The organism is Spirosoma radiotolerans (genome assembly GCF_000974425.1).
Classification (GTDB): Bacteria; Bacteroidota; Bacteroidia; order Cytophagales; family Spirosomataceae; genus Spirosoma; species Spirosoma radiotolerans.
In genome coordinates this window covers 1,721,310-1,742,974 of the sequence record NZ_CP010429.1, presented here as the reverse complement: position 1 = coordinate 1,742,974, position 21,665 = coordinate 1,721,310, and the positions used below count along the sequence as shown (strand labels likewise).

23 protein-coding genes are annotated in these 21,665 nt (G+C 51.8%); 10 read left to right on the top strand and 13 right to left on the bottom strand.

The annotated features are described in order from the left end of the window. Positions 1-12: 12 nt before the first annotated feature. Entirely contained in the window at positions 13-504 is a 492-nt protein-coding gene (locus SD10_RS06845; RefSeq protein WP_046376270.1) for a hypothetical protein, read from the bottom strand. A gap of 259 nt (positions 505-763) precedes the next feature. Here SD10_RS06845 and SD10_RS06840 point away from each other — a divergent pair, with 259 nt between their 5' ends. Both SD10_RS06840 and SD10_RS06835 read left to right on the top strand, forming a co-directional pair. Beyond that, positions 764-1,237 carry an anthrone oxygenase family protein gene (locus SD10_RS06840; RefSeq protein ID WP_046376269.1) on the top strand — a complete coding sequence of 158 codons (474 nt, stop codon included), beginning with the start codon at positions 764-766 and terminating at the stop codon, positions 1,235-1,237. Between the two features lie 215 nt (positions 1,238-1,452). Then, positions 1,453-2,031: a DUF308 domain-containing protein gene (locus SD10_RS06835; RefSeq protein WP_046376268.1), complete on the top strand. Its 579-nt coding sequence runs from the start codon at positions 1,453-1,455 to the stop codon at positions 2,029-2,031. 262 nt (positions 2,032-2,293) lie between these two features. On the opposite strand, the gene SD10_RS06830 is transcribed toward SD10_RS06835, so the two are convergent. Next, positions 2,294-3,637: a vanadium-dependent haloperoxidase gene (locus SD10_RS06830; RefSeq protein ID WP_052731099.1), complete on the bottom strand. Its 1,344-nt coding sequence runs from the start codon at positions 3,635-3,637 to the stop codon at positions 2,294-2,296. 338 nt (positions 3,638-3,975) lie between these two features. On the opposite strand from SD10_RS06830, the gene SD10_RS06825 reads away from it, so the two are divergent. Further along, positions 3,976-4,236 (top strand): hypothetical protein, encoded by a 261-nt coding sequence (locus SD10_RS06825; protein WP_046376267.1) that lies wholly within the window; start codon positions 3,976-3,978, stop codon positions 4,234-4,236. A gap of 30 nt (positions 4,237-4,266) precedes the next feature. Here the strand turns inward: SD10_RS06825 and SD10_RS06820 are convergent, their stop codons facing one another. The 6 genes from SD10_RS06820 to SD10_RS06795 form a co-directional block, all read right to left on the bottom strand. After that, positions 4,267-5,373, bottom strand: a complete 1,107-nt coding sequence (locus SD10_RS06820) for an alpha/beta hydrolase (protein WP_046376266.1) — start codon at positions 5,371-5,373, stop codon at positions 4,267-4,269. A gap of 66 nt (positions 5,374-5,439) precedes the next feature. Continuing rightward, entirely contained in the window at positions 5,440-6,231 is a 792-nt protein-coding gene (locus SD10_RS06815; protein ID WP_046376265.1) for a 3-keto-disaccharide hydrolase, read from the bottom strand. A gap of 71 nt (positions 6,232-6,302) precedes the next feature. Next, positions 6,303-7,505, bottom strand: a complete 1,203-nt coding sequence (locus SD10_RS06810; RefSeq protein ID WP_052731098.1) for a DUF2235 domain-containing protein — start codon at positions 7,503-7,505, stop codon at positions 6,303-6,305. 192 nt (positions 7,506-7,697) lie between these two features. Then, complete coding sequence (locus tag SD10_RS06805) at positions 7,698-8,498, bottom strand: M90 family metallopeptidase (protein ID WP_046376264.1); 801 nt, start codon at positions 8,496-8,498, stop codon at positions 7,698-7,700. Positions 8,499-8,562: 64 nt separating this feature from the next. Further along, a complete protein-coding gene (locus tag SD10_RS06800) occupies positions 8,563-9,945 on the bottom strand; it encodes a DUF4403 family protein (RefSeq protein WP_046376263.1) in 1,383 nt (460 codons plus the stop codon). Positions 9,946-10,175: 230 nt separating this feature from the next. After that, on the bottom strand, positions 10,176-10,724 hold the full coding sequence (locus SD10_RS06795) for a DinB family protein (RefSeq protein WP_046376262.1): 549 nt from the start codon (positions 10,722-10,724) through the stop codon (positions 10,176-10,178). Positions 10,725-10,866: 142 nt separating this feature from the next. Between SD10_RS06795 and SD10_RS06790 the strand changes: the two genes are divergently transcribed. Genes SD10_RS06790 through SD10_RS06780 form a run of 3 tightly spaced genes read left to right on the top strand, consistent with a single transcriptional unit; the run spans position 10,867 to position 12,875 of the window. Next, on the top strand, positions 10,867-11,892 hold the full coding sequence (locus SD10_RS06790) for a S66 peptidase family protein (protein WP_046376261.1): 1,026 nt from the start codon (positions 10,867-10,869) through the stop codon (positions 11,890-11,892). 52 nt (positions 11,893-11,944) lie between these two features. Next, a complete protein-coding gene (locus tag SD10_RS06785) occupies positions 11,945-12,181 on the top strand; it encodes a DUF3820 family protein (protein ID WP_046376260.1) in 237 nt (78 codons plus the stop codon). Positions 12,182-12,215: 34 nt separating this feature from the next. Then, positions 12,216-12,875, top strand: coding sequence for a Rossmann-fold NAD(P)-binding domain-containing protein (locus tag SD10_RS06780; RefSeq protein WP_046376259.1), 660 nt, complete (start codon positions 12,216-12,218; stop codon positions 12,873-12,875). Positions 12,876-13,022: 147 nt separating this feature from the next. Here SD10_RS06780 and SD10_RS06775 read toward each other — a convergent pair whose 3' ends face one another. Then, positions 13,023-13,784 (bottom strand): hypothetical protein, encoded by a 762-nt coding sequence (locus SD10_RS06775; protein ID WP_046376258.1) that lies wholly within the window; start codon positions 13,782-13,784, stop codon positions 13,023-13,025. Between the two features lie 117 nt (positions 13,785-13,901). Here SD10_RS06775 and SD10_RS06770 point away from each other — a divergent pair, with 117 nt between their 5' ends. Next, complete coding sequence (locus tag SD10_RS06770) at positions 13,902-14,432, top strand: mannonate dehydratase (protein WP_082111539.1); 531 nt, start codon at positions 13,902-13,904, stop codon at positions 14,430-14,432. A gap of 13 nt (positions 14,433-14,445) precedes the next feature. On the opposite strand, the gene SD10_RS06765 is transcribed toward SD10_RS06770, so the two are convergent. The 4 genes from SD10_RS06765 to SD10_RS06750 all read right to left on the bottom strand — a co-directional run bounded on the left by SD10_RS06765 (position 14,446) and on the right by SD10_RS06750 (position 18,105). Next, complete coding sequence (locus tag SD10_RS06765) at positions 14,446-15,849, bottom strand: S8 family serine peptidase (RefSeq protein ID WP_082111538.1); 1,404 nt, start codon at positions 15,847-15,849, stop codon at positions 14,446-14,448. Between the two features lie 60 nt (positions 15,850-15,909). Beyond that, on the bottom strand, positions 15,910-16,149 hold the full coding sequence (locus SD10_RS06760; RefSeq protein WP_046376257.1) for a hypothetical protein: 240 nt from the start codon (positions 16,147-16,149) through the stop codon (positions 15,910-15,912). Between the two features lie 146 nt (positions 16,150-16,295). Next, positions 16,296-17,645 carry a S8 family serine peptidase gene (locus SD10_RS06755; RefSeq protein ID WP_046376256.1) on the bottom strand — a complete coding sequence of 450 codons (1,350 nt, stop codon included), beginning with the start codon at positions 17,643-17,645 and terminating at the stop codon, positions 16,296-16,298. 49 nt (positions 17,646-17,694) lie between these two features. Beyond that, positions 17,695-18,105 carry a hypothetical protein gene (locus tag SD10_RS06750; protein ID WP_052731096.1) on the bottom strand — a complete coding sequence of 137 codons (411 nt, stop codon included), beginning with the start codon at positions 18,103-18,105 and terminating at the stop codon, positions 17,695-17,697. A gap of 303 nt (positions 18,106-18,408) precedes the next feature. Here SD10_RS06750 and SD10_RS06745 point away from each other — a divergent pair, with 303 nt between their 5' ends. From SD10_RS06745 to SD10_RS06735, 3 genes are all read left to right on the top strand, one after another. Further along, complete coding sequence (locus SD10_RS06745; protein WP_046376255.1) at positions 18,409-19,725, top strand: gluconate:H+ symporter; 1,317 nt, start codon at positions 18,409-18,411, stop codon at positions 19,723-19,725. 162 nt (positions 19,726-19,887) lie between these two features. Further along, positions 19,888-20,484, top strand: a complete 597-nt coding sequence (locus tag SD10_RS06740) for an RNA polymerase sigma factor (RefSeq protein ID WP_046376254.1) — start codon at positions 19,888-19,890, stop codon at positions 20,482-20,484. Between the two features lie 83 nt (positions 20,485-20,567). Next, positions 20,568-21,638 carry a FecR family protein gene (locus SD10_RS06735; protein ID WP_046376253.1) on the top strand — a complete coding sequence of 357 codons (1,071 nt, stop codon included), beginning with the start codon at positions 20,568-20,570 and terminating at the stop codon, positions 21,636-21,638. The last annotated feature ends 27 nt before the right edge of the window (positions 21,639-21,665 follow it).

The window sequence follows — 21,665 nt, the reverse complement described above, 5'->3', positions numbered from 1 at the left end:
TTGGCAAAGCGGTTAACTATTCGGCACATTCGTTCGGATACGAATCGTGTTGGGTGTCGCATGCGGATCTTTGTAGGTAGACGGTAGCGGACCATATTCCTTCAGCAACTGATCCATGAGTTGGGTAACGCTGCTGTAAATCAGGCTTTCATCGATTAGGCCCGGTTCCAGACTATAAATAGTCAGGAAGGTCTCCGACTTAGCATCGGGCTGGTATGTCTGACTATAATAGCTCATGTCGATGGACACAAGACTTTTGTACGTCAAACGAAAGGACAACGTGGCCATTTGCTGGCCTTGCCCATCATTGAGCACCAGCCGAACCAGCTCGGGGGATAGGTTCTGGAACGTCCAGTTTAAGTCGGTCGACTCCTGGATTTGCGTCAACGTTTTGTCCAACAAAGGCTTGGTTTTCCTTTGCCAGTAAAAGTGATTACTCTGCACTTTTTCAAAGGCATCCTTAAGGCTTTGTGCTTTTCGCTGTACGTGCTCAAGAGTTGTCATTGGTCTGCGTTTATACGTTGATCACCCGGTAATCAGTAAGCCGGTTTTACGACCATTTTACTTGCCATTGGCCGTCTGGCTCATGTTGTAGCTAGCTATCTTTTTCCCTTTCCTGCCTAAATTCATCGCTTGTTTTAGCCTGTCTGTCAGCGCTTTTTCCGAATTGGCTCCCCTTTCCCGGCATCTTCAAACGCCACTGTCTAGGTTTGTTTTCTGAACGCAAAACGATCTTTTAGTAACCAGACAACTAACCAGCCTAATGAGTCCTATAGCCGCATTTCTGTTAGCGTTGTTTATCCTGAACCTGGGCACTGCCTTCGGGGCAGGCCTGTATGAAACCCGGATTGTTCTTCCGCTGTGGTTCTGTAAATCGGCCGAGTCCGGCTATCATGTCAATACAAAGGCCATGCACGAACTAGACACCGGCCGAACGTTCTGGGCATTTGTCACAACAGGGCCGCTTACGCTCCTCACCCTGGCTAATCTCGTCATTGCCTGGCAATCGCAAGCAATGGGGCATGATTGGTGGCTTGCGGCAGCCTTGATTACCCTCACCGAACGAATAGGAACGTTTTCTTTTTTCATCCCAACGGTCATTAAACTTCAGAAGGCGGATGAGCTACCCCCACCCACCGTCAGTCGTTTAATAACCTCCTGGATCAGGTTAAACTATGTCCGTAACGGCCTCACGTTGCTCGCCTGTTTAGCGGCACTCCGCGCGTTTTCTTTTTAGGCACACGGGCAGCATGGCTAATGCAAACAGGTGATTTTGTGAATGAAAAGCCGGGAGGTCGAACACACGCCTTTATTGGCCTGATTTCCCCTCATTTATAAAGACTTGTCTGTATATACGGGCAGGCCCTCACTGTTTTCATGGGTTTAAAACAAAGGGGTAACGCGTGGGTTAAGGCTGAAAAATGTGCAACAAAACTTAATCAACTCAACGTCATGCCAACTCAAAATCACTCAACCCCCTGGGGCTTTTTGTTGACCAAAGGGCTTATTTATGTCCTTCTAGGTGTTTACATTCTTATGTTTGCCCAGTCGTTTACGCCCCTGTCCGGCCAAATTCTAGGTAGCCTGTTCATACTAGCCGGAATTTTCCAGTTTCTGTTCTCCAGTAGGAACCACAGTACCGACAACAGCAATATTTGGGGGTATGCCTATGGCCTGAATGACATAGGTTTTGGAATAGCCATTGTGGTTGATGCAATGGGGGATACGACGACAATTGTGGAAACGATGGCTTTCTGGGCTATGGTGTACGCCGTTTTACAGTCGGTGCAGGCGATGTATTCATTTATTGCAGCACGTGGCGGTAAGAGTATACCCGTCACTAACAAGCTGATCCACGCAGCCGATGTGCTGGTAGCCGGTGGGATGTCGTACGTACTTCTGTCGTTTACAAGAGGTTTTGATGAATCTATGCGTCTGTCTGGCCTATTCCCGATTGGACTTGGCCTTTCAATTTTCGTGCTAACCCAACAAATGCGGTCGCAGGCGGCCCATCAGCAGCGAGTGAGCTAAACTAGCCGGGGGATTCTACGACTGCTATTGATAAACAATAGCAGTCGTAGAATCCCCCGGTAAAGCGTATCGATACGTTTACATTAACGTATATTACAAATCCACAAGAACTAATATGCTCATTTATAATCATTTAGCGCTTTTTTTTGTCATCCCGACGAAGGAGGGATCTTAATATATCCTTGCTTGAATGTCAGGATACATTAAGATCCCTCCTTCGTCGGGATGACAAAAAAACTAGCCATAATTCACATTTGCCTCATTACTTCCGAACGAGTTCTGGGCGGTCATCGGCCCCATCCTGCCGGGCACGCTTAATGACTTCCTTCCCTACTTTCTGGCCCATATCCAGTCCCACCACATTATCAATTCGAAAGTGAACGCCCCCTTCGAAACGGGATTCGGCCGCTTCTCTGGCCTTGCTCAGAAAATAAGCCGCATCTTCCGGGAATAGATAAGCAAGCAACGTGGCTCGGGCATTGGATAGGGTCGCGTGTCCGGACGGATAACTTGGATGCGGAGGAGTAAACATCAGGATAGGCGAATAAGTGGTATCATACTGATCGGGGCGGATTGACCAGTACGTATATTTGGCATCCCAACAGGCAATGTAGGCATCGTTGGCAGCAATACTGACCAGCGCGTAAGCGCGGGCCGCTTTGGGCGCATCGAGATGCAGGTTATGCTCAAACAGCTTTCGGTCAATCTCACTACCCCAGAAATCGTTGCTAGCCCAGTAAAACGCCCGAGATGCGGCCTGTGGCGATTTCTTGAACTGTTTTAATTCCTGCATATCGCCAGCCGGTTCGGGCGGTGGACCCGGCCGAAATTGATTACCAGCTGCCAGCACCCAGGGTTTACAGGCTCCCATCATCGGTTGTATCGGTGGGCGTTTGTCGTTCCATAAACCCGTCCCCGTAGGACGTTTTCCATCCCAAACGGCGTCAGAGCCATCTTTTCTGGCCTGTTCGATCACGGCCTGAGCGACCCGTTGCCCTAAGTCAAATCCGGCCTTACTATCGCTGGGATACACCACGCCCGCCAGAATGCGTGACTGACACGCCCGCTCGGCCACTTGCCGAATGGAATCTGCTTTATTTGGAAACAGATAACCCAGAATGGCCGCTGCAGCCCCGGCCGCCACAGAATGTTCGCAAGGGTACGATGGGCTGTCGGGGTTAGGCAAATAAGGCATTATAGCTTTATTGTGCGCTGATGGCCGGGGACGCCGATAGGCATATTTCGTTTGCCAGGCCGCCACAGTTGCGTCATAAATGGCAATATTCATCAAGGCTTTACCGCGCACCCAGGCGGGCGGAAATCCATTATTAAACTTCTCAATAGCCGTTTGCCAGCGATAGCCCGGCGCTCCGGCATTCCAGTAGTCAATCAGTCGGATAGCCGCCGAGTCGCGCTGACGCTGGGCACCAAGTAACGCTTTTTCTTCGGCTTGGGTTGCGTTGGCATCGGGCGGGGGCGGGAGTTTATAAACATCGCCCGAGGGAATGGCCCAGGTCTTCCAGGAGCCCGCCCGTGGTTCAATCTGAGCGTGGCTTTGCATCGCAGTTGCGATACCGATTAGGGTCAGGAACAAACTCGTTTTCATGAGGAGTAGCAGTTGGCGTAAAGTCAAAAGTACGAACACCAACCTACACTCACTAGGGCGTAAATACGCTCATAGCCAAGTATTTATACGTATTTTATCAGATAAAACAGAAGTCCGTTAGTTCTCGCTATTTATGGATCCTCCGTCATCAAACCGACCTGACCACGAGAACGATGCTTCCGGTCACTCTAAGTGACACGTTAATCGGCAAAACCAAAACATACGTTTATTCTTTGCGGTTAAAGTGAGATATTCTGTAGTTGATTTCAGGATTTAGGACGACATGTCATTCCTGTACACCCAGAGGTAAATAGCCTTGTGACTCAACGAACCACCGGATGGACCTGGACAAAATTGCGAATTTTATAACGCCCTTCAGGCTCGTGTCGCTCATGGGTATCATCATGATAGGCATAGGGTTCCTGCATATGGATCAGCGGGACAACATTCTGCAATTCATCTTCGGAATTCCCCTTGCTGCCGGCATGCTTGGTTTCGATTACCTGATGCGCCGGGCCACCCGAAACAATACGCTGTATCTATGGATCGTAGAAGCCGTTATCGTTGCCTTCATGTGGTACGGGTTCAACCACTCTTGACTCGGTCGTACCTATCGTTAAATCAACGACTTATTTACCTTTCCTGCCGCCTTTCACCGGTTCTGCCGATAAATTGGCTGTGAAAAAAGGAAGCATCTTCTGCTCGATGCGCTCCGCAATCCGGTTGATGTGATCACCGTCGTACTCTTCGTAGGTATGCGGAATCTGATAGTTAGTGAGCATACTGTCCAGTATCTTGTTGTTGGCCGCGATGCTCTCATCTTTCGAACCGGCATCAAACGCCAGCGCGTGGAGTTGCTTTATGTTCGACACGTACTGATCGAGCGTGGCCAGGGGCGCGTTGGCCGCCCATTTGGCCGTAACCATGGCCTGGGGTTCGCCATTCTTCACCGGCAAGTCCAGAAAGAAAGGCGCCTTAGTAGGATTAGGTGACCAGGAAGCCGCCGAAGCAAACATGGCTTTCGTCATAAAATCGGCTTTGTCCAAATCCGCAACCGACTGAACCGCTTCCATGCGAGTCGCCATTTTTGCATCGCCCGGCCCGCTCATGTTGGGCACCATGCAGCACGGGCTTAGCAGGTATAAGCTGGAGAAAATTTCGGGGTGCTTCTGCCCTATCCGAAGGGTGCCGTATCCGCCCATCGAGTGACCCGCCAGTCCACGGCTGGATGCCTGCGGAATGGTGCGGTACTGTTTGTCGATGTACGAAACGAGTTCTTCCGCGACAAAATCTTCCCAGTTGCCAATGGTCACGGAATTGGAATACATGCTGCCGAAATAGCGATTGTAGGCATTGGGCGTTACAATGATAAATTCGCTCGTTTTGCCCTCAGCCAGCGCTTTGTCGACAACGGCGGGCAGGTTGATCCAGTGCTTGGTCAGGCCGTACCATTTGTCATCGCTATCCGTAAACCCGTGCAGAAAATAAATGACGGGATAATGCCGCTTTTTATCCGTCTGGTAACTGGGCGGCAGATAGACCGATACATCCCGGTCCGGCGAATCGCCCGCCAGGTTGCCTTCCAGCCCTTTGCCATGCACTTTTATGCGCTCAACCCGACCAGGTCCGGTCGGGCTGCTCTGGCTGTATGCCTGCGTGGCGACGACGAACGCGAACGTACTCAGGACTAAAAATGAATAAACAAAACAACGAAATGATAAGAATTGAGCATGCATGATAGCCGGGTATTTTGGGAGAAACTAGCGAATGTTGTCGTGGACGATTGAGCGATTTTAGCCACGTTAAAAATCAGTGTTTGCCTGTTTCAGTTCCAGCGGCTTGATCCAGATGTTTCGGAACAGCACATCGTGACCTTCGGCTTGCAGCTTAATACCGCCGGGTGTATCGGTAATGCCTTTTCCTTCCTCATTACCCCCATCGATACCTGAGTTGGGGCCACCCCACACCTGGCTGATCTTCTGATTGGTGTGGGCTTTTTTGCCGTTCAGGTAAAGCGTCACCATGGCCGGTTCGGTCCGCTTGCCATCCGTAAACCGGGCAGCCCGAAACGCAATGTCATACGCGTTCCATTTGCCAATACCCGCATACAGCTTGTACGGCGATGGCGACTCGTTGATAACGGCTCCTAAGCCATGACTGGTTGTGTCGCCATCGAATATTTGAATTTCGTACCGGTTTTGCAGATACACGCCACTGTTGCCGCCCGGCTTGCTGACATAGAATTCGACATGAAGCCGAAAGTCGCGGAACGTCTCTTTGGTGACAATATCAGCAGCGCCGTATTTACCACCGGCAGCCGCGGGGTCATTGGTGTTCATCACCGTGCCGGGTCCAGCGGGGTCTTTTTCAATCATCCATTTAATGGGCAGGCTAGCCGCCAAACGAGGGCCTTCCCAGTAGGTCCATTTTTCATCCAGCATTTTACGCGACCCATCGAAAAGGACCTCAGCCCCTTTGGGCGCTTTCACACCAACGCCAACCGGTTCTTTGGCATCGGGAATCATGGCCACACTAATGGCAAGAGCTAAAAAGCCGGGCAGAACGGTACGTCGGGTAGTCGCGGAGAGCGTCATCAGATCTGGATTCGTTTGGTGGTAAACCTATAGTCCTGTAAGAACATACAGCGCCCGTTTTACCCGGTTCGTTAGAAGCCTTTTTCGACATGATGCGCTTTCGGTAAACTTATTTTGTAAGGTTTCTTGCAGATCACCGACGTTTGCCGGTCGATAGCACTTTGAGCAATGATCGGAACAATACCCGCTTGGGCGCATAAGTCATCTACATTACGCATGCCTTTCTGAAAGAGTATCCGCTTGATCCAGCGGGCGCGCTCGTCCCGGATCTCGCCATAAAACGTGTCGGCCTGCGTACTTCGGGTCAAATAGGCATCGGAGAATTGAAGTCCGTGCTGCTTGGCCTGCTCAACCATCCAGAGCAGGGCATTGTCCGATAAGCCAGTATCGGCATAGCCCCCACCAACATTGCTGTGAATGCCCGTAAACCACACCTGTTTTACTCGCTGGTGAGATTCCAGCCCAGCTTCGTTCCAGAGCGTTGGCAAAAAAGCCCGCCGATTTTCGTCAATCGAGAGCGCATGATAGGCTGCTTTTACTTTAGGATTTAGGCCCACATTGAGAAAGCGATAATTACCCAGCAACCATTTCGACAAGTTCTCCGACAGTGTTTTCCCAAGCAGCCACTGCGGCAACAGCATAGGAATGCCCAACGACCCCACCGTATCCCAAACGCCAATCATTTCGATATACGGCTCGTAACAATCGTGGGTTCGTTTATAGTCGCTAACCACCTGATCGCTCTGCCCGGCCTTCAGTTGTTTGTAAGCCAGACGAAGCTGATTGAGGTGCTCCATGGATTGGTTGGCTTTCCGGGCTGACCTTTCTTCAGGACGGTTATTTTCCGTTGTGATCGCGGGTTTGTTGGCCTGGTCGACGGGGCTGGTTTCCGACCGAGCGAGGTCCTGATTGGTCAGCGCCTTATCAATGCCAAACTGACAGATCAAACCCGCCAGACTGCGAACGGTATAAGCACCCCGGCTAAAACCAAATAAATAAATGGAATCGCCGGACTGGTAGCGCTCGGCGATGAAGAGGTAACACTCAAAAATATTGTGCAACAGGCCGTTGCCCGTTAGGCCGCCCATAAACCGGTCCAGCCCTTTGCCAGTCCCTACACCGAGATCGTAAAAGATCTCTTCCTGCCCCTTGGCATTTGCCAGCGCCAGTGCCCTGGCAATTTTTACCACGTTCGTCGGTACCAGGCTACCCCGGTCCAGTTGCTCGGGATCGTTCCAGGTCCCATCGGCACAAACAATTATTTTCTTTCCCATTACTCACAGCGTTTAGCCGTGAAAACTTAGAAAAAAGAGCCGTTCCTGACCCCAGGCATTTATTTAACGTACTGGATTCTGAGCGAGTGACCTACCTGCGAACAACGGTTGTTTTGGGCGAAGTGCCCCTGGTTAGGCCAGAGGCAAAAACAGGGCGAGAAAATGATAAGGCTTCGTATAGCCTGAACGTGTCTAGTCTGTCGGCTCTATTGCTTTGTCGGCTTCGAGCGGATTCTGATGGAATATTTCTTCCAGCCGGACAAACAGTTCCGGGTGTTTTTCCTGAAGCAGATCCGGGCGTTTGAAAAAATACTCGGATACGACCGCAAAGAATTCGGCTTCGTTCGTGATGCCGTATGGGTTAATGTCTGAGTGATTGGCTTTGATATCGTGAATGCTTTTGTGAATGAGTTGTAGCCAGGGCTTCACGTGATCTTTCTCCAGCAGATTTTCCGGCAACCCATCCGTAGCACCGTCGGCCTTATCGAGCAGGTGAACAAACTCATGGATACCCGTATTTCCTTTGCTGGTTACGTTGGCAAAGCCTTCTTGCAAGGCTGGTTTCGACAAGACCATTGTACTCTGCAAAGCGCCACCCTCGCCAACCATACCCAAGATATTCCGCTCATCGCCGGTGGTTTGGTAATCTGTATTGAAGCGATCCGGATACAGCAGCACATTGGTCAGTGGATAATACCAGTCGGCGAAGCCGAAAATGGGAATGATGGCACTACTGGCCACCAGGACTTTATCCAGATCATCGACCGGGGTACCTACGCCATCGATAGTCACGTGGCTCAGGAAGTAGCTCACCCGATTTTCGAACAATTTCTTTTTATCCTCGGGTAACGACTGATAGTAAGCAACGTGTTTCTGTAACAGTTGCGGGTAACTAGTAGGCAGGGGAAGTACTTCTTTGTCTTTTTTATCCTGCAGGTAACGCCAGAGAAACCAACCGGCCACAAGCACGGTGATTGTCACGAATAGAGTCATGTTGAGGCTGTTTGAGTCGTGTATGCGTTGATGTAAAACACGGGCTGAAGACCCATGCCGTACACTATAACTGATTTATCTTCACCCCTACTTTCGAATGCACATTGATCAACGCCTGAATACCGTCGGGACGAATGGCTATTTTCTCCGGCACAAAGCGAAAAGATCGAATACCTAAATCTGTCGTTTGGCCTGGTCCTTCCTCATACGCCTTATCGATGGAGGCTGGCAGTTTGGCAATGTCATCACCCAATGGAATCGTCAGCAAGCGTTCCAGTAGCTTACGTAACCCTTTATGCCAAACAGTGTTCGAGTCTCTGGAGAGAACTTTCCAGGTTTCAGCATCAAAATCCAGCTGGCTAACCCGCAGCGTATTGGTGAGCGTATCGAACTCGGGACGCCCGCGCAGGTAAACTGTTCCGTCGAGCAAGCCGCTTAGGTTGGCCTTGACAATCAGCGATTGCTGACCACCGTAGACAGATAACTCATTGATTGTCAATGAGCCGAGCGCCAGTTTTTTGTTTTTGTTATTGGTAGTGATAGCCAGCATCCGGTTGATATCGGCATAGGGAATATAACTCAGCACATGCAAATCTGATGTTTCCAGGACCTGCTCCCGTTTTTGCAGAACAGGCAACGGCGTCTTCGCCTGTTCCGGCGCTTTGGGTTTAAGTTCGGTTTGCGTTTCGAGGGCAATGCGAACATGGGTGGTGATCTGGCGGTTGTTGCCCGTGACGGGGCCAGCCATGACACTGATGGGTTTAGGAATCAGCCACAATCCGTATGATTTACTGATCAATAATGGATTCTGCAGATCACGCCAGATAGGCTTCACCATATCGTCGAGCCGTAATCCTTTATAAACGGCGGAGTCAATGGCCATTTCGATAGCCGTCTTATGCTTGTCCAGTATATGCTGAACCAGCTTGGTCAACGAAATACCGCCCCCTAACAAGTGAACCTCGGGCTTGACAATCCACGTGTAATCCGTAAAGCTGGTATGACTTGCCAGCCGCCAGTTTGGTGTAACACCAATGGGGCTTTTGAAATTAACGTTCAAGGCGCAGAAGGGCTTTTCCGGGGGCGTTGTATCCCGACTAAAGGGTTTGGTGAGCCACATCTGGAGGGGAGCCGACAGCTTTACCTGTTGATCGGCATACTCGACGTGCACAGGTCCCAGGCGCTTGACCCGGAACGAAATGATGCCTTTTGTCTTGCCATCTTTCGTCTCCTTACCAACCAGAACGGGGTCAAGCTCCCGATTAATTTTCTCTTCTAATTCCCGGAGATCAAACGTGATAGGGCCCGCCAGATAGGAGACCTGCGCGGGAATCGACGGGTCGAACCCTTCTGCCTGGGGTGCCTGGGGCTGCACTTTCTGGCATTGCGCCAGAAGCACAAGTATGCCCAGGCCAATAATATAACCGAGTAGTGGTGGTGTTCTCATCAATGGTGGAAGCGGCCAACAGCCTGAAGTCGGGCTATTGTTGACTCTGCATCCCTGAATAACTTCCTTTCTTTTGGGTATGTTTAACAGAGCCGTTTTATCCAGTAAGGAGCTATATAGACTGTGCCGTCCGATTCTTAAATCGGACAAGGGAGGTTTCTTAAAACCTCGTTTCATAGATTCGGTTTTGAGAAACCTCCCTTGTCGGTTATAAGTAACCGACAGCACGTCTAAAACAGCTTCTCATTCGGGGGCTTGATTCCCTTCATGCGAATGTAAATCGTACACTGGCCCCGGTGGTGGGTCTGGTGTTCGAACGCCTTAGCCAGCAGCACTTCGCGGGTCATTTCACGCTGGCCCATTTTTACGGATTCAGCCAGTTGAGCGTCGTTCAGGCCCTTAATGGCATCGAGCATGAAATCGTAGCTATCCATCACCGTTTTGGTCAGAGCCGCTTTTGTTTTCAGCTCGTTCATTTCTTCCAGTTTCTTGCCCTGAAAAGGATTGGCTTTGCCGCTGACCATCGCCCCAAAGTTGTAATTGGCCGCAGCCAGGTGCAGCATCTGATCGGCAAAACTGCGAATCTCAGGTGTTGGTTTGTAGCTCATGCCCTCCTCCGTCATCACGTCCAGATACTCTTTGGTGTATTCCTTAGCCCGTTGCCAGTCAGCCGTTAGCTGCGTTATCGTCGTCATGGGGGCCGCGGCCTGCACGGCCGAAAATGCCCAGAGCAAGCCCATTACGGCAAGCATAAAGCGAAGCGGTAGTTTAGTGATCATTGCAGGATTGTTAATTGGTTAATACCTGATTATGGTTTGTTCCGGTAAAAGTTCGGCCAATGCATAAGCTACTCCGTTTGCTTGCTCACCCGTTCGTTTTCGGTTATCTTTCTGCACTGATTCAGATTCGTTTCTTAGCCTGATGTCTTCTCGCCGTTCATTCCTGCAAGCGACTACCCTGGCCCCCTTCCTATCGCTGGAGGCCCGTCTGCCACTGCCAACCCTTACTAAGCCCGACCGCTTACGGCCCGGCGATACCATTGGGCTATTTTGTCCGGCGGCTCCGGCCTACAGCCGGGAAACCGTTCAGATAGCGCAGGAGTCTCTTCAGGCCCTGGGGTTCAAAACCCTGGTTGGGCCGCACGTATATGACCGCTACGGGTATCTGGCCGGGCGCGACGCCGACCGGGCTTCCGATCTGCACGCGTTCTTCACCGATCGTGCTGTGAAAGCCGTTATGGCGATTCATGGCGGTTGGGGATGTGCACGGCTCTTGCCCCTGCTGGATTACGACCTGATTCAACGCAACCCTAAAATTCTGATCGGCTACAGCGATGTAACGGCCTTACTCCTGGGCATATACGCCAAAACAGGGCTGGTTACGTTTCATGGGCCGGTGGCGTCGGCTACCTTCAATGGATATACCGTCGACTGGTTGAAGCGGCTCCTGCTGGAAGGCGAGGCTCTAACAATGCGCAACCCCACCGAAAAAGGCGATAACCTTACTCAAACGCAGGATCGCATCACTACCCTCAAACCCGGACTAGCCCGTGGCCGACTGGTAGGCGGAAACTTAACAGTACTCAGCCACCTTATCGGGTCACCGTATTTGCCTGACTGGAAAAACACGATTCTGTTTCTGGAAGATACCCATGAGGATATTTACCGCATGGACAGGATGTTCACGCAGCTTAAACTGGCGGGAATTCTGAATCAGATTGCAGGTTTCGTGTTCGGCAAATGCAGCGACTGCGGTCCCGGCAGTGGGTACGGCTCCTTAACTCTGGACGATGTATTGACGGAATACATTATTCCGTTGGATAAACCAGCCTATTCTGGTGCCATGATCGGCCATATTCGGGACAAGTTTACGGTTCCGCTGGGCATCGACGCCGAAATTGACGCGACCGCTGGCACCATCCGATTGCTTGAGTCGGCTGTAAGCTGACCCCGTTTTTTAACGCTCAACACGGCCAGCCTTTACCAACTCATTTACTTACATGCCCAACGAACAAGCCCACGGCAACACCGAAATTTTACGAGAACTACTGCATTATGAAATGCCGTTTGGCAAGTACAAAGGCAAGCTGGTCAGGTCATTACCCATGTCGTACCTGGAGTGGTTCGTGCAGAAAGGCTTCCCGGCGGGCAAGCTGGGTATGCTGCTGCAAACCATGTATGAGATTAAGCTGAATGGCCTGGAATACCTGCTCGACGGATTGAAGCGTAATCTGTAAGTACATAGTTTGTCCATCCTAAACGATTCACTACATGAAAATCAGAGCAATTATAACCGGAGCTACGGGTATGGTGGGCGAAGGTGTCCTGCACGAATGCCTGTTGCACCCCGATGTGGAGCAGGTACTGGTCATCAACCGCAAACCGGGCGGAGTAACGCATCCGAAACTTAAAGAGGTTATCCTTAAAGACTTCTTCGATCTGTCACCGATTGAATCGGAGTTAAGTGGTTACAATGCCTGCTTTTTTTGCCTGGGTGTGTCATCTGTCGGGATGGGCGCTGACGAGTATCGGCATCTGACCTATGACCTAACCCTGAATTTTGCCAAACTCCTGGCAACGCTGAATCCGGATCTGACTTTTGAATACGTATCCGGAGCCGGCACCGACAGCACCGAAAAAGGCCGGTCGGCCTGGGCGCGGGTGAAGGGCGCCACCGAAAACGCCTTGATGGACTTGTTCAAAAACGCATACATGTTTCGGCCGGGATTTATGAAGCCAACACCGGGCTTGAAAAATGTGAAAGTCTATTACAAGTACATTGCCTGGTTGTATCCCATTGGCCGGACACTTTACCCTTCCGGGTTTTCGACCTTACAGGAACTGGCACTCGCCATGATCAAATCGGCCAGCATCGGGTATGAAAAGAAAATTCTGGAAGTGAAGGATATTGTAGCGCTGGCAAAGCAGTAGTTCGCTTGTCGATACAAGTCTTTATTAAAAAAGGAATTAACCACAGAGGCACAGAGTACACAGAGAGAAATGACTTTGTGTCTTTTGTGCCTCTCTGGTTAATCCCTTTTTTATCCAGAAAGATGGCAGTGAGCAAACACTTCAATTTCACTCAACGACCGAGACAATTACGTAATTATCGTTGCGGGTAATCCCGTACAGTACGAGCTTGTTAGGCAGGCTGCGGTCAATGGAGAAGGCCTGTCCTTCGCTGCGGGTCGGAATGGTTTTGACGTATTGCAGCGTATGCCCCCGCTCCGGGAGTTTCAGGACATATACTTCGGGCTTGTCATGACCAGTGCAATAGATGAGTCCGTCGGGGCCCCAGGTGCCGCCCGATGTGCTGTAGGGCGCGAAAGCCTGTAACACATTGGCCGGAAACGCCCAGGATTCCAGTTGCTGCCAGTTTTCGTTGAATTTGACCAGTGTTGTCCAGCGGTTATCCCGGCCTTCGGCGGAGGCTTTGTTCGAGTAGTTGGCAAAGGCGACCCACCAGAAGCCCTGGTGAAAATCGGCCCAGGTCACGGAGCCTGGAAACAATCCAAAGCTATGATTACCAATGTGTTTCAGAGTGCGCGTGTCAAAGATTTCGATGGAGCTGGCCATGGGCACATCGGGGTAATTCGAGTGGGTGCAGTAAAGTTTCTTCCCGATGACGACTCCACTGTTCATATGCTTCAAAAAACCCGTCGTATCGCTCCAGACGGCTACTTGTTTACCGTCTGGCTTGGTGTGTTTGGTCAGCGAATGATTATTGATGACGTAGAAATGGGTTTGGTCGACCGCCACGCCCTGCTGAACCTGCGGCAGTTGAAATCGCCGAATTTCGGTTGCTTTCTGAGCCAAACCGGTCAGGGAGCAGCAGATCATTAGGCCGAATAAGGTATATCTAAGTCCTTGATAAAAGAGCATAGTTTGGATGTTCGTGGGTCGAGGCCGAAAGTTAAGCGACACGGGCCTATTTTGGCTCATTTCTCGGCCGACACGATGTGGAAAAACCTCGACTACTTTTTGAAAGCGGTCGTTCCTGAAGCGGAGAAAGCCGGTATAAAGCTGGCCCTGCACCCCGACGATCCGCCGGTCGATACCCTGCGGGGCATCTCCCGGATTATGACGTCGGCCGACGCCTTCAAGCGCATGCTGGCCCTTTATCCGAGCCTCAACAACGGCATCACCATGTGCCAGGGCAGTTTTGCCACCATGGGCGAAGATATTCCGACGGTGGTGAAGTACTTCGGGGAACGCAACAAAATCTTCTTTGTGCACTTTCGCGACATACGGGGCAACCGCCAGAACTTTGAAGAAACCTTCTTCGATGATGGGCAGAACGATATGTACAAAGCCATGAAGGCCTATTACGACATTGGCGACAAAGGCCCCATCCGACCCAATCATGTACCAACCATGGCAGGCGACAGCCATGAGCATCAGGGCTACAGCCTGTTAGGCAGTTTGCACGCGGTTGGCTACATGCAGGGACTGATGGAAGCTATCCGCAAGAGGTGGGTGACGCACTAGCGTAAGCACACAGTTAGGGCGCCTGAACCAGGCCTGCGCCCACGCGTGTAGCCGGAAACGGAAGCCCTCTGGCCGTATTCTGTAGCTTTTGCCATAGCCGAATACCGCGTAAGGCTGGCGACGTTTCGGCCCATAAGGCGGCACACCCGGCTACATGGGCCGTGGCCGATGCAATGCCGCTAATGGTAGCATACCGGCGCGGCCGGGGCCAGGACGAGAAAGTATCTACGCCGGGAGCGGCCATGTCGATTTTGCCCACGGGTGAGAACGGAGTAGGCTGTAAATTCTGGTTGAGCGCAGCTACCGACAGGATAGTAGGCGAGTTGGCCGGAGCACCCACCGATGCCCCTGCGCTACTCGATCCGGCAATGAGCAGGCACCCCTTGTTCAGGGCGGCCTTCCCGGCAGCCGTAAAGACAGCCGAAGGTCCTCCTGCCATAGCCAGCGGAGCAAAAATGACTGGACAGCGATTCGCGATGGCCCAGTTGATACCCGTCAAAACACTAGCGACGGTTCCCATCATTGAGTTCGTCAGCACCTTGGCCACATAAATCGATGTCTGATAGCCAATGCCGTAGCGCGGAGTCGGGTCGGCGGGAGACAGCGGGCCACAGGCGGTGCCAATCATATGAGTACCATGCCCGTTAAGATCCATGACGGGCTCACCAACAAAGGTTTGACTAACGATGGAACGGCCCACAAAATCAGGATGCCCGCTATCGAACCCATTTGCCAGCACGGCAATGTTGATGCCCGCACCGCTGCGTCTGCTGGTCGGCACTTTACACGCTTTCAGGCCCCAGGTAGCCAGAAGGGCTTCCGTTTCTTCCTCTATTTCCTGGTGAGAATGGCCATTGCCTGTTTTTCGTATCTCTCGGGCAATCGTTTCTGTAGCCTGCAAAAACCCCCGTAAATAACTATTGGAAGCCTGGTATAATGATTCAGTAAAGCCGGGTAAGCTTTCGAACGTTGTGCTCTTCGCTAACTCGACAAAGCCACTCTCAACAACGCTCCCGCTTGTGCCGCCATCGGCAAACACAAAATACTCCGGTTCGATGGAAGCAATTGGACTATCCGAAGCGATCTCGGCCTGTTCCCCCAGCTTATGCTCACTAGCCGCCTGACCACCAATCAGCGCCATGTTGATTTCGGGTAGGAACAGCGCATCGGCATCGCTCAGTTGATCCAGCGTAACAGCCTGCCCCTCAAAGTCTCCGGCATGAGCCACCCGCATAGCCTCTAAATACCGTAGACCCGACTGACCAGCGCCTTCTTTAAAGGTAACCAGATAGCGACCGGTTTGAAAGCGATCATCACCACGCGCCAAAGCGGCCAGAAACAGTTCGTCAACGGACGAAGCTACGCGGCTGGCCGATGATCCCTCCGGAGCGTCATTTTGCATATCACTTCGTGCCATGACAATGTCCCTCCAAGTAAGTAATAGGTTATGGTATATTCTACGGACAGGCAGATCATTCTACCAGGTAATCGATTCGTCGGATGGCGGGAGTTGGATAGGTGATTCCGGCGACACATCAGCCACGCCAGGGACTTTTCGCAGTTTCTGCACGACCTCGTCGCTGGCAGAACCTGTGATACAGCCAATCTGGTCAAGTACCTGATCAACGTCGAATCCGGTTTTGGTTAACTCGTTGGATACCTCACTTATTGGCCGATCACTGGCCAGGGTGACAACCCATTTCTTCGTAGTAGACATAATAGTAGGGGAATAACGTACCGGTTGTTCGTCTGCCTTTGAAACGACCAATAAGAGTAAAATAACAAACCATCGACTGTATGTCATGCTTTTTTTGTGGGTAGGTGGTATGTAACGAACACACCACCTACACCGTTTAGCGTTGCCTAGGGAGCCTGTACCAGACCGGCGCCCACGCGTGTGGCCGGGAAGGGCAAGTGTCTGGCCGAGGCCTGTAGCTTCCGCCAGAGTGTCAGGCCACGCATATTGGGCGATGTTTCGGCCCAGAGCGCGGCACAACCCGATACATGTGGCGTAGCCATACTGGTTCCGCTAATCGTTCGGTAGCGGGTTGGTCGAGGCCAGGATGAGAAAACATCCCGACCAGGACCTGCAATCTCGATCTTGCCCTGGCAAGAAAAGGACGATGGGGCCAGATTTGAATCGAGCGAGGCTACCGACATAATTGTGGGCGAGTTGGCCGGATAACCCGTTGGCCCACCCGGCACATTACCGGCTGCGGCAATGATGAGACAACCGTTGTTCAGCGCAGCTTGTCCGGCTGCGGTATAGGACGGCTGAACTCCACCCTGCCCACCAAGGGACATGGAGATAACAGCACACCGATTGGCAACGGCCCAGTTCATACCTGCCAGCACACTGCTGCCTACACTACCGCCTGAGTTCGACAGTACTTTTCCAACATAAATGGACGACCGATACCCAATCCCGTAGCGGGGTGTTGTGCCTACGGGCGCTTTAGGACCACAGGCGGTACCTGTCGTATGGGTGCCATGCCCATGAATATCCTGAACCGGCTGTCCCACGAAGGTTTGGCTCACAATAGGGCGGCCCGCAAAATCGGGGTGGCCCAGATCAAAACCGGTGTCGAGTACGGCTACTTTTATACCAACGCCACTGCGTATGCTGGGTGGTACCCGGCAGGCATTTAACCCCCAGGTTGCGCCAAGTACCTGCACTTCCTCCTCGATTTCCAGCTGCGAATTGCCATTTTCCCGCATCTCTTTCGCAATGGTCTCGGTTGCCTGCAAAAACCCCCGCAGAAATTCGTTCGACGTCCCCTGGGCCGTTTGGGTCGCACGGCCTTGCAAAAATTCGGAATACATGCTATCCGCAAAAACAAAATATTCCGGATCGATGGACAGGATCGGGCTGTCTGAAGCAATCTCGGCAAAGGTGCTTATGCTGCGCTCCTGAGCCGCATTACCTCCAAGAAGTGCGGAGCCAATTTCCGAGAAGACTACGGCGTCAGCATCACCGACACTGTCCATCTCCAGGGCCTGATTATCGAAATCGCGGGTATCGGCAACGCGCATTCCCTGCGTTTGCAGAGACTGGAGCCCTTCTTCCATGGCACCTTCTTTAAACGTAACCACATACCGGCCCGTTTCGAAACTGGTATCGTTCCGCTCAAGAGCGGCAAGCAATAATTCATCAACAGATGAAGAAGCCCGATTAGCGCCGTTCGACGAATTGGTTGACTCTTTCTTAGCCATGACTTTAACTTTTTTGGTTTAGATAATAAAGAGGAAAGGGAACTACGATTTAAATCCCGGATGGGTCTACAAGCACGTCCAAACGTACATTCAGGGCTTGACTGAAATTCACATTTATCCGCGCCCAGAAGCCACCGTTAAAGGGGCTAACGTTGAGCACACTCATTGACGCATTGCCAATAAATCGGTTCTGACGAGCATCGGAGTTGAACTCGCTGATCGAGACAAATACCCGTGAGTTGGCGGTAATTCGCGCGTCCAGAGCTCGAACGTTGACCAGGCCATTGCCCCGCCACGTGAAAAACGTGGAGAAGGTTGCCGGACTTAAATTGGCGACCGTATCCAAAGGAGCAGTCGGGTGCCCAGCGGGTTTGGCATCCTGAATTTGCTCAGGCAAATTGCTGCCAGCCATTACGGTTTTTGGTGCCTGCTCCTGCAGGGTTATGCTTTCTGTTTCCATAATCTTTTGCGTTAATAAACTGGTTATTGATTATTTCCTTAGACAAAGTAGGGATGTAAATAATCACAGAATTAATATCCTTTATCCAACGGTAAACATTTAAAAATCAAGCATTTAGCATATAACTGTGTCATTCTTATAGGTTAGATTATAAGGCTACATTTGTAAATTTTCTGGTTGCAGCTAGCGCATTTGTTTGGGCAAAAAAGGAACAATCAGAGCCTGCTTGCCGACAACCCGTGGACCGTTGCATTAGAGAAAACCATCTCCTGTGCTTTGTAGGGTAGCTTCCTTATTCCTGCCATGCCCCTAACCATTACCCTCCTCGGCATTCTGGTCCTGATTGCGCTTATTTCAGTTGTTCGCCTACACGCATTTCTGGCTTTTCTGGTCGTATCGCTGGGCGTTGGTCTGGCGCTGGGACTAGCCCCTCTGGCCGTACTGGATGCCATCCAGAAAGGTATTGGTGGAACGCTTGGCTCGATCACGGCCATTATCGCTTTGGGAGCCATGTTGGGTAAACTGGTCGCTCAGAGTGGCGCGGCCCAACGAATTGCCGTGAATATGATGACGCTTGTCGGAACCCGGCATGCCCGCTGGGCCTTTTTGATAACGGGCTTCATTGTGGGCTTACCCCTTTTCTATTCGGTTGGGTTTATGCTGCTGGCACCGCTCGTAATCACGGTGGCCTACCGCTACAAATTACCCGCCCTGTACATTGGCCTGCCAATGCTGGCGTCCCTGTCGGTGACCCAGGGGTACCTTCCACCCCACCCGGCCCCACTGGCGATTCTCAAGCAATTCAATGCCGACATGGGTCTGACGCTCTTTTACGGCATCATCGTTTCCATTCCGGCCATTCTCGTATCGGGGGCGCTGTTTGGGAGTACGCTGAAACGCTACACTACCTTACCCAACCCCGCCTTCATTGCGGCCGACTTACCCGACGACCAAATGCCTTCAGCCACGGTAAGTTTCCTGACGGTTCTTTTGCCCATTCTGCTCATTGGTTTCAGTACGGTTGTGAGCCCGTTGTTACCCATCGGTTCAGTCGGTCAGCAAGTCCTGCTTTTTATCGGCGAGCCCGTTGTGAGCATGTTCTGTGCCGTCATGGTGGCAAGCGTTACGCTGGGGCTTCGGCTGGGCAAACCCATGCCGGTCGTAACGGCTATGCTGGCCGATTCAGTCAAAGATGTTGCCATGCTTTTCCTGATCTTTGGTGGGGCGGGTGCGCTCAAACAAGTGTTAACGGATGGGGGCGTAAACCAGGCGGTGGCCGATCTAATGCGTGACTCCACCCTGCACCCGTACGTACTGGCCTGGGGCATGGCCGCCCTTATTCGGGTATGCGTGGGTTCATCGACGGTATCGGGAATCACGACGGCCGGATTCGTGGCCCCGCTCCTGACCGCGTCCGGTGTTGAGCCCAATTTGATGGTGCTGAGCATCGGGGCGGGAAGTATGATGTTTTCCCACGTCAACGATACAGGTTTCTGGCTCTTTCGGGAGTACTTTCAACTGTCGATGGCCGACACCCTGAAAACCTGGTCCATCATGGAAACGCTGGTTTCGGTTTCGGGTCTGGCAGGAGTCATGGCCTTGAACTGGGTGTTGAGGTAGGTATCTGTCTTCTACCGATGAAGATTGTACGGGTACCATAGCCATGAAAAGCGGTTACTCAAACGGCGTTAACAAACGCGAACCCGCGCTTTCACTCTAGTAAACATTACTATTCCCATAAAGAGTAGTAAATTTAATTTTCCAGTAACTCAACGGATCAACTTGGAGGCCTCAACGACTGCTTACCTGTATACCACTGACGCTGCCCTGTGGGACGATTTCCTGGGTGGCAGCAAGCACGCGTATGCGTATCTGTACAGCAAATACGCGCCGACATTGTACAATTATGGCTTTAAGATTGCCCAGAATCGGGAGCTGACCGAGGACTGCCTGCAAGATCTTTTTCTGACTATTCTGGAGACCCGCGAGCGTTTGGGCCGCACCGACTCCATTAAGTTTTACCTGATGCGCTCCCTGCGCCGGGACATTGTCCGTAAGCTGACCAATGAACAACGGTTTGATCATGAACTGGATACGCTTGACTTCACTATCGAGTTTCAGTACGAACCAACCTGGCTCGATCGGCAGATCTCGCAGGAGCAGTCGGCACTTTTGCTTTCGGAACTGAACAACCTCCCCGCCCGGCAAAAAGAAGCTCTTTTTCTGAAATACTTCGATAACCTCAGCTACGAAGAAATCGCCGGAATCATGGGCATCGAACAAACATCGGTCTATAAAATCGTGTACAAAGCCATTGCGTCTCTCCAAAAACGAATGCCAGTGCAGGCCGTATTCTTACTATTAGCACTCATTCGATAAAGTTTAGTAAAAAAGCAGGGATACCGAGGGATAATTAGTGAAGTATGGCTCTTTGTTGAGTGTACTTCCGCCAGTATCCTGTTATGAATTCCGCTCAACAACCTGATTACAGTCAGTATTCACTTCACGATTTTGTGCTGGATGACTCGTTTCGGCAATGGGTCTTCGAGCCCGATGAGCAACGGATGACGTTCTGGCACGGCATCATGCTCAGGCATCCCGAACAACAGGGCCTTATTGACGAGGCAGCCTCCCTACTACTCCACCTTCATGCTCGCTATGACGACCTAACGGACGCCAGCCAGCAACGAATCTGGCAGGTTCTCGATCAGGCCTTTGACAACCAGAAAGCTACGTCGATCCCTGTTCGGCCCCTTACGGTCTGGCAACGGTTCACCACCGGGCGAACTGCTTTCGGTTGGCAGACGGCGGCTTCCTTAACGGGCTTGCTGCTACTGGCGGGTGGCTTGGTCTACTACCAGCTAATGCCCAGACAAATGCGCATTCATACGGCTTTTGGCGAAAATCGAAGCGTAACGCTGCCGGATGGCTCACGCGTGTTACTGAATGGGAATACGACGCTCACCTATACGGATAGATGGAACGACAATCAGTCGCGCGAGGTCTGGCTCGATGGCGAAGGCTTCTTTACTGTCACCAAAAAGAAAAGCCCGAGTGGCCGGATAAAGTTTGTGACCCATACGCCGGGCCTGGACATTACGGTGCTGGGAACGCAGTTTAATGTCAACACCCGGCGGGGCAATACGGCCGTTACGCTGATCGAGGGGCGAGTGCAGCTATCCAAGCCCAATGAGCCGTCGGGGCGGGTAATCGACATGAAACCCGGCCAGTTTGCGGCCAGCCAGCCCAACATCGAAACGGTAGTGGTCAAACCCGAGAAACCGCAACTACACACATCGTGGGTCGAACACCAGTTTGCTTTCGACGATACACCCCTGAGTGATATTGCCCAGCAGCTTCGCGATACCTATGGCCTTGAAGTCGTCTTTGAAGATAGCGATCTGGCTAGTCGACGGTTTACGGGTAACCTCTCCGATCAAAGCATCGAAACGCTGCTAACCACCCTTTCGCTCACATTCGACCTAACGGTTCAGCGCAATGGCGACCGAATCCGTTTACGCCACAACCCATGATTTAACCAGACTCATTTTCCTATCTCT

Coding starts and splice junctions, on each gene's coding strand:
- SD10_RS06755 (WP_046376256.1), bottom strand. CDS start 17,645: ATGGCTAAGAAAGAGTCAACCAATTCGTCGAACGGCGCTAATCGGGCT.
- SD10_RS06840 (WP_046376269.1), top strand. CDS start 764: ATGAGTCCTATAGCCGCATTTCTGTTAGCGTTGTTTATCCTGAACCTG.
- SD10_RS06820 (WP_046376266.1), bottom strand. CDS start 5,373: ATGCATGCTCAATTCTTATCATTTCGTTGTTTTGTTTATTCATTTTTA.
- SD10_RS06830 (WP_052731099.1), bottom strand. CDS start 3,637: ATGAAAACGAGTTTGTTCCTGACCCTAATCGGTATCGCAACTGCGATG.
- SD10_RS06790 (WP_046376261.1), top strand. CDS start 10,867: ATGTCTTCTCGCCGTTCATTCCTGCAAGCGACTACCCTGGCCCCCTTC.
- SD10_RS06770 (WP_082111539.1), top strand. CDS start 13,902: ATGTGGAAAAACCTCGACTACTTTTTGAAAGCGGTCGTTCCTGAAGCG.
- SD10_RS06780 (WP_046376259.1), top strand. CDS start 12,216: ATGAAAATCAGAGCAATTATAACCGGAGCTACGGGTATGGTGGGCGAA.
- SD10_RS06745 (WP_046376255.1), top strand. CDS start 18,409: ATGCCCCTAACCATTACCCTCCTCGGCATTCTGGTCCTGATTGCGCTT.
- SD10_RS06805 (WP_046376264.1), bottom strand. CDS start 8,498: ATGACTCTATTCGTGACAATCACCGTGCTTGTGGCCGGTTGGTTTCTC.
- SD10_RS06795 (WP_046376262.1), bottom strand. CDS start 10,724: ATGATCACTAAACTACCGCTTCGCTTTATGCTTGCCGTAATGGGCTTG.
- SD10_RS06785 (WP_046376260.1), top strand. CDS start 11,945: ATGCCCAACGAACAAGCCCACGGCAACACCGAAATTTTACGAGAACTA.
- SD10_RS06760 (WP_046376257.1), bottom strand. CDS start 16,149: ATGTCTACTACGAAGAAATGGGTTGTCACCCTGGCCAGTGATCGGCCA.
- SD10_RS06845 (WP_046376270.1), bottom strand. CDS start 504: ATGACAACTCTTGAGCACGTACAGCGAAAAGCACAAAGCCTTAAGGAT.
- SD10_RS06735 (WP_046376253.1), top strand. CDS start 20,568: ATGAATTCCGCTCAACAACCTGATTACAGTCAGTATTCACTTCACGAT.
- SD10_RS06810 (WP_052731098.1), bottom strand. CDS start 7,505: ATGGGAAAGAAAATAATTGTTTGTGCCGATGGGACCTGGAACGATCCC.
- SD10_RS06765 (WP_082111538.1), bottom strand. CDS start 15,849: ATGGCACGAAGTGATATGCAAAATGACGCTCCGGAGGGATCATCGGCC.
- SD10_RS06800 (WP_046376263.1), bottom strand. CDS start 9,945: ATGAGAACACCACCACTACTCGGTTATATTATTGGCCTGGGCATACTT.
- SD10_RS06775 (WP_046376258.1), bottom strand. CDS start 13,784: ATGATCTGCTGCTCCCTGACCGGTTTGGCTCAGAAAGCAACCGAAATT.
- SD10_RS06835 (WP_046376268.1), top strand. CDS start 1,453: ATGCCAACTCAAAATCACTCAACCCCCTGGGGCTTTTTGTTGACCAAA.
- SD10_RS06815 (WP_046376265.1), bottom strand. CDS start 6,231: ATGACGCTCTCCGCGACTACCCGACGTACCGTTCTGCCCGGCTTTTTA.
- SD10_RS06750 (WP_052731096.1), bottom strand. CDS start 18,105: ATGGAAACAGAAAGCATAACCCTGCAGGAGCAGGCACCAAAAACCGTA.
- SD10_RS06825 (WP_046376267.1), top strand. CDS start 3,976: ATGGACCTGGACAAAATTGCGAATTTTATAACGCCCTTCAGGCTCGTG.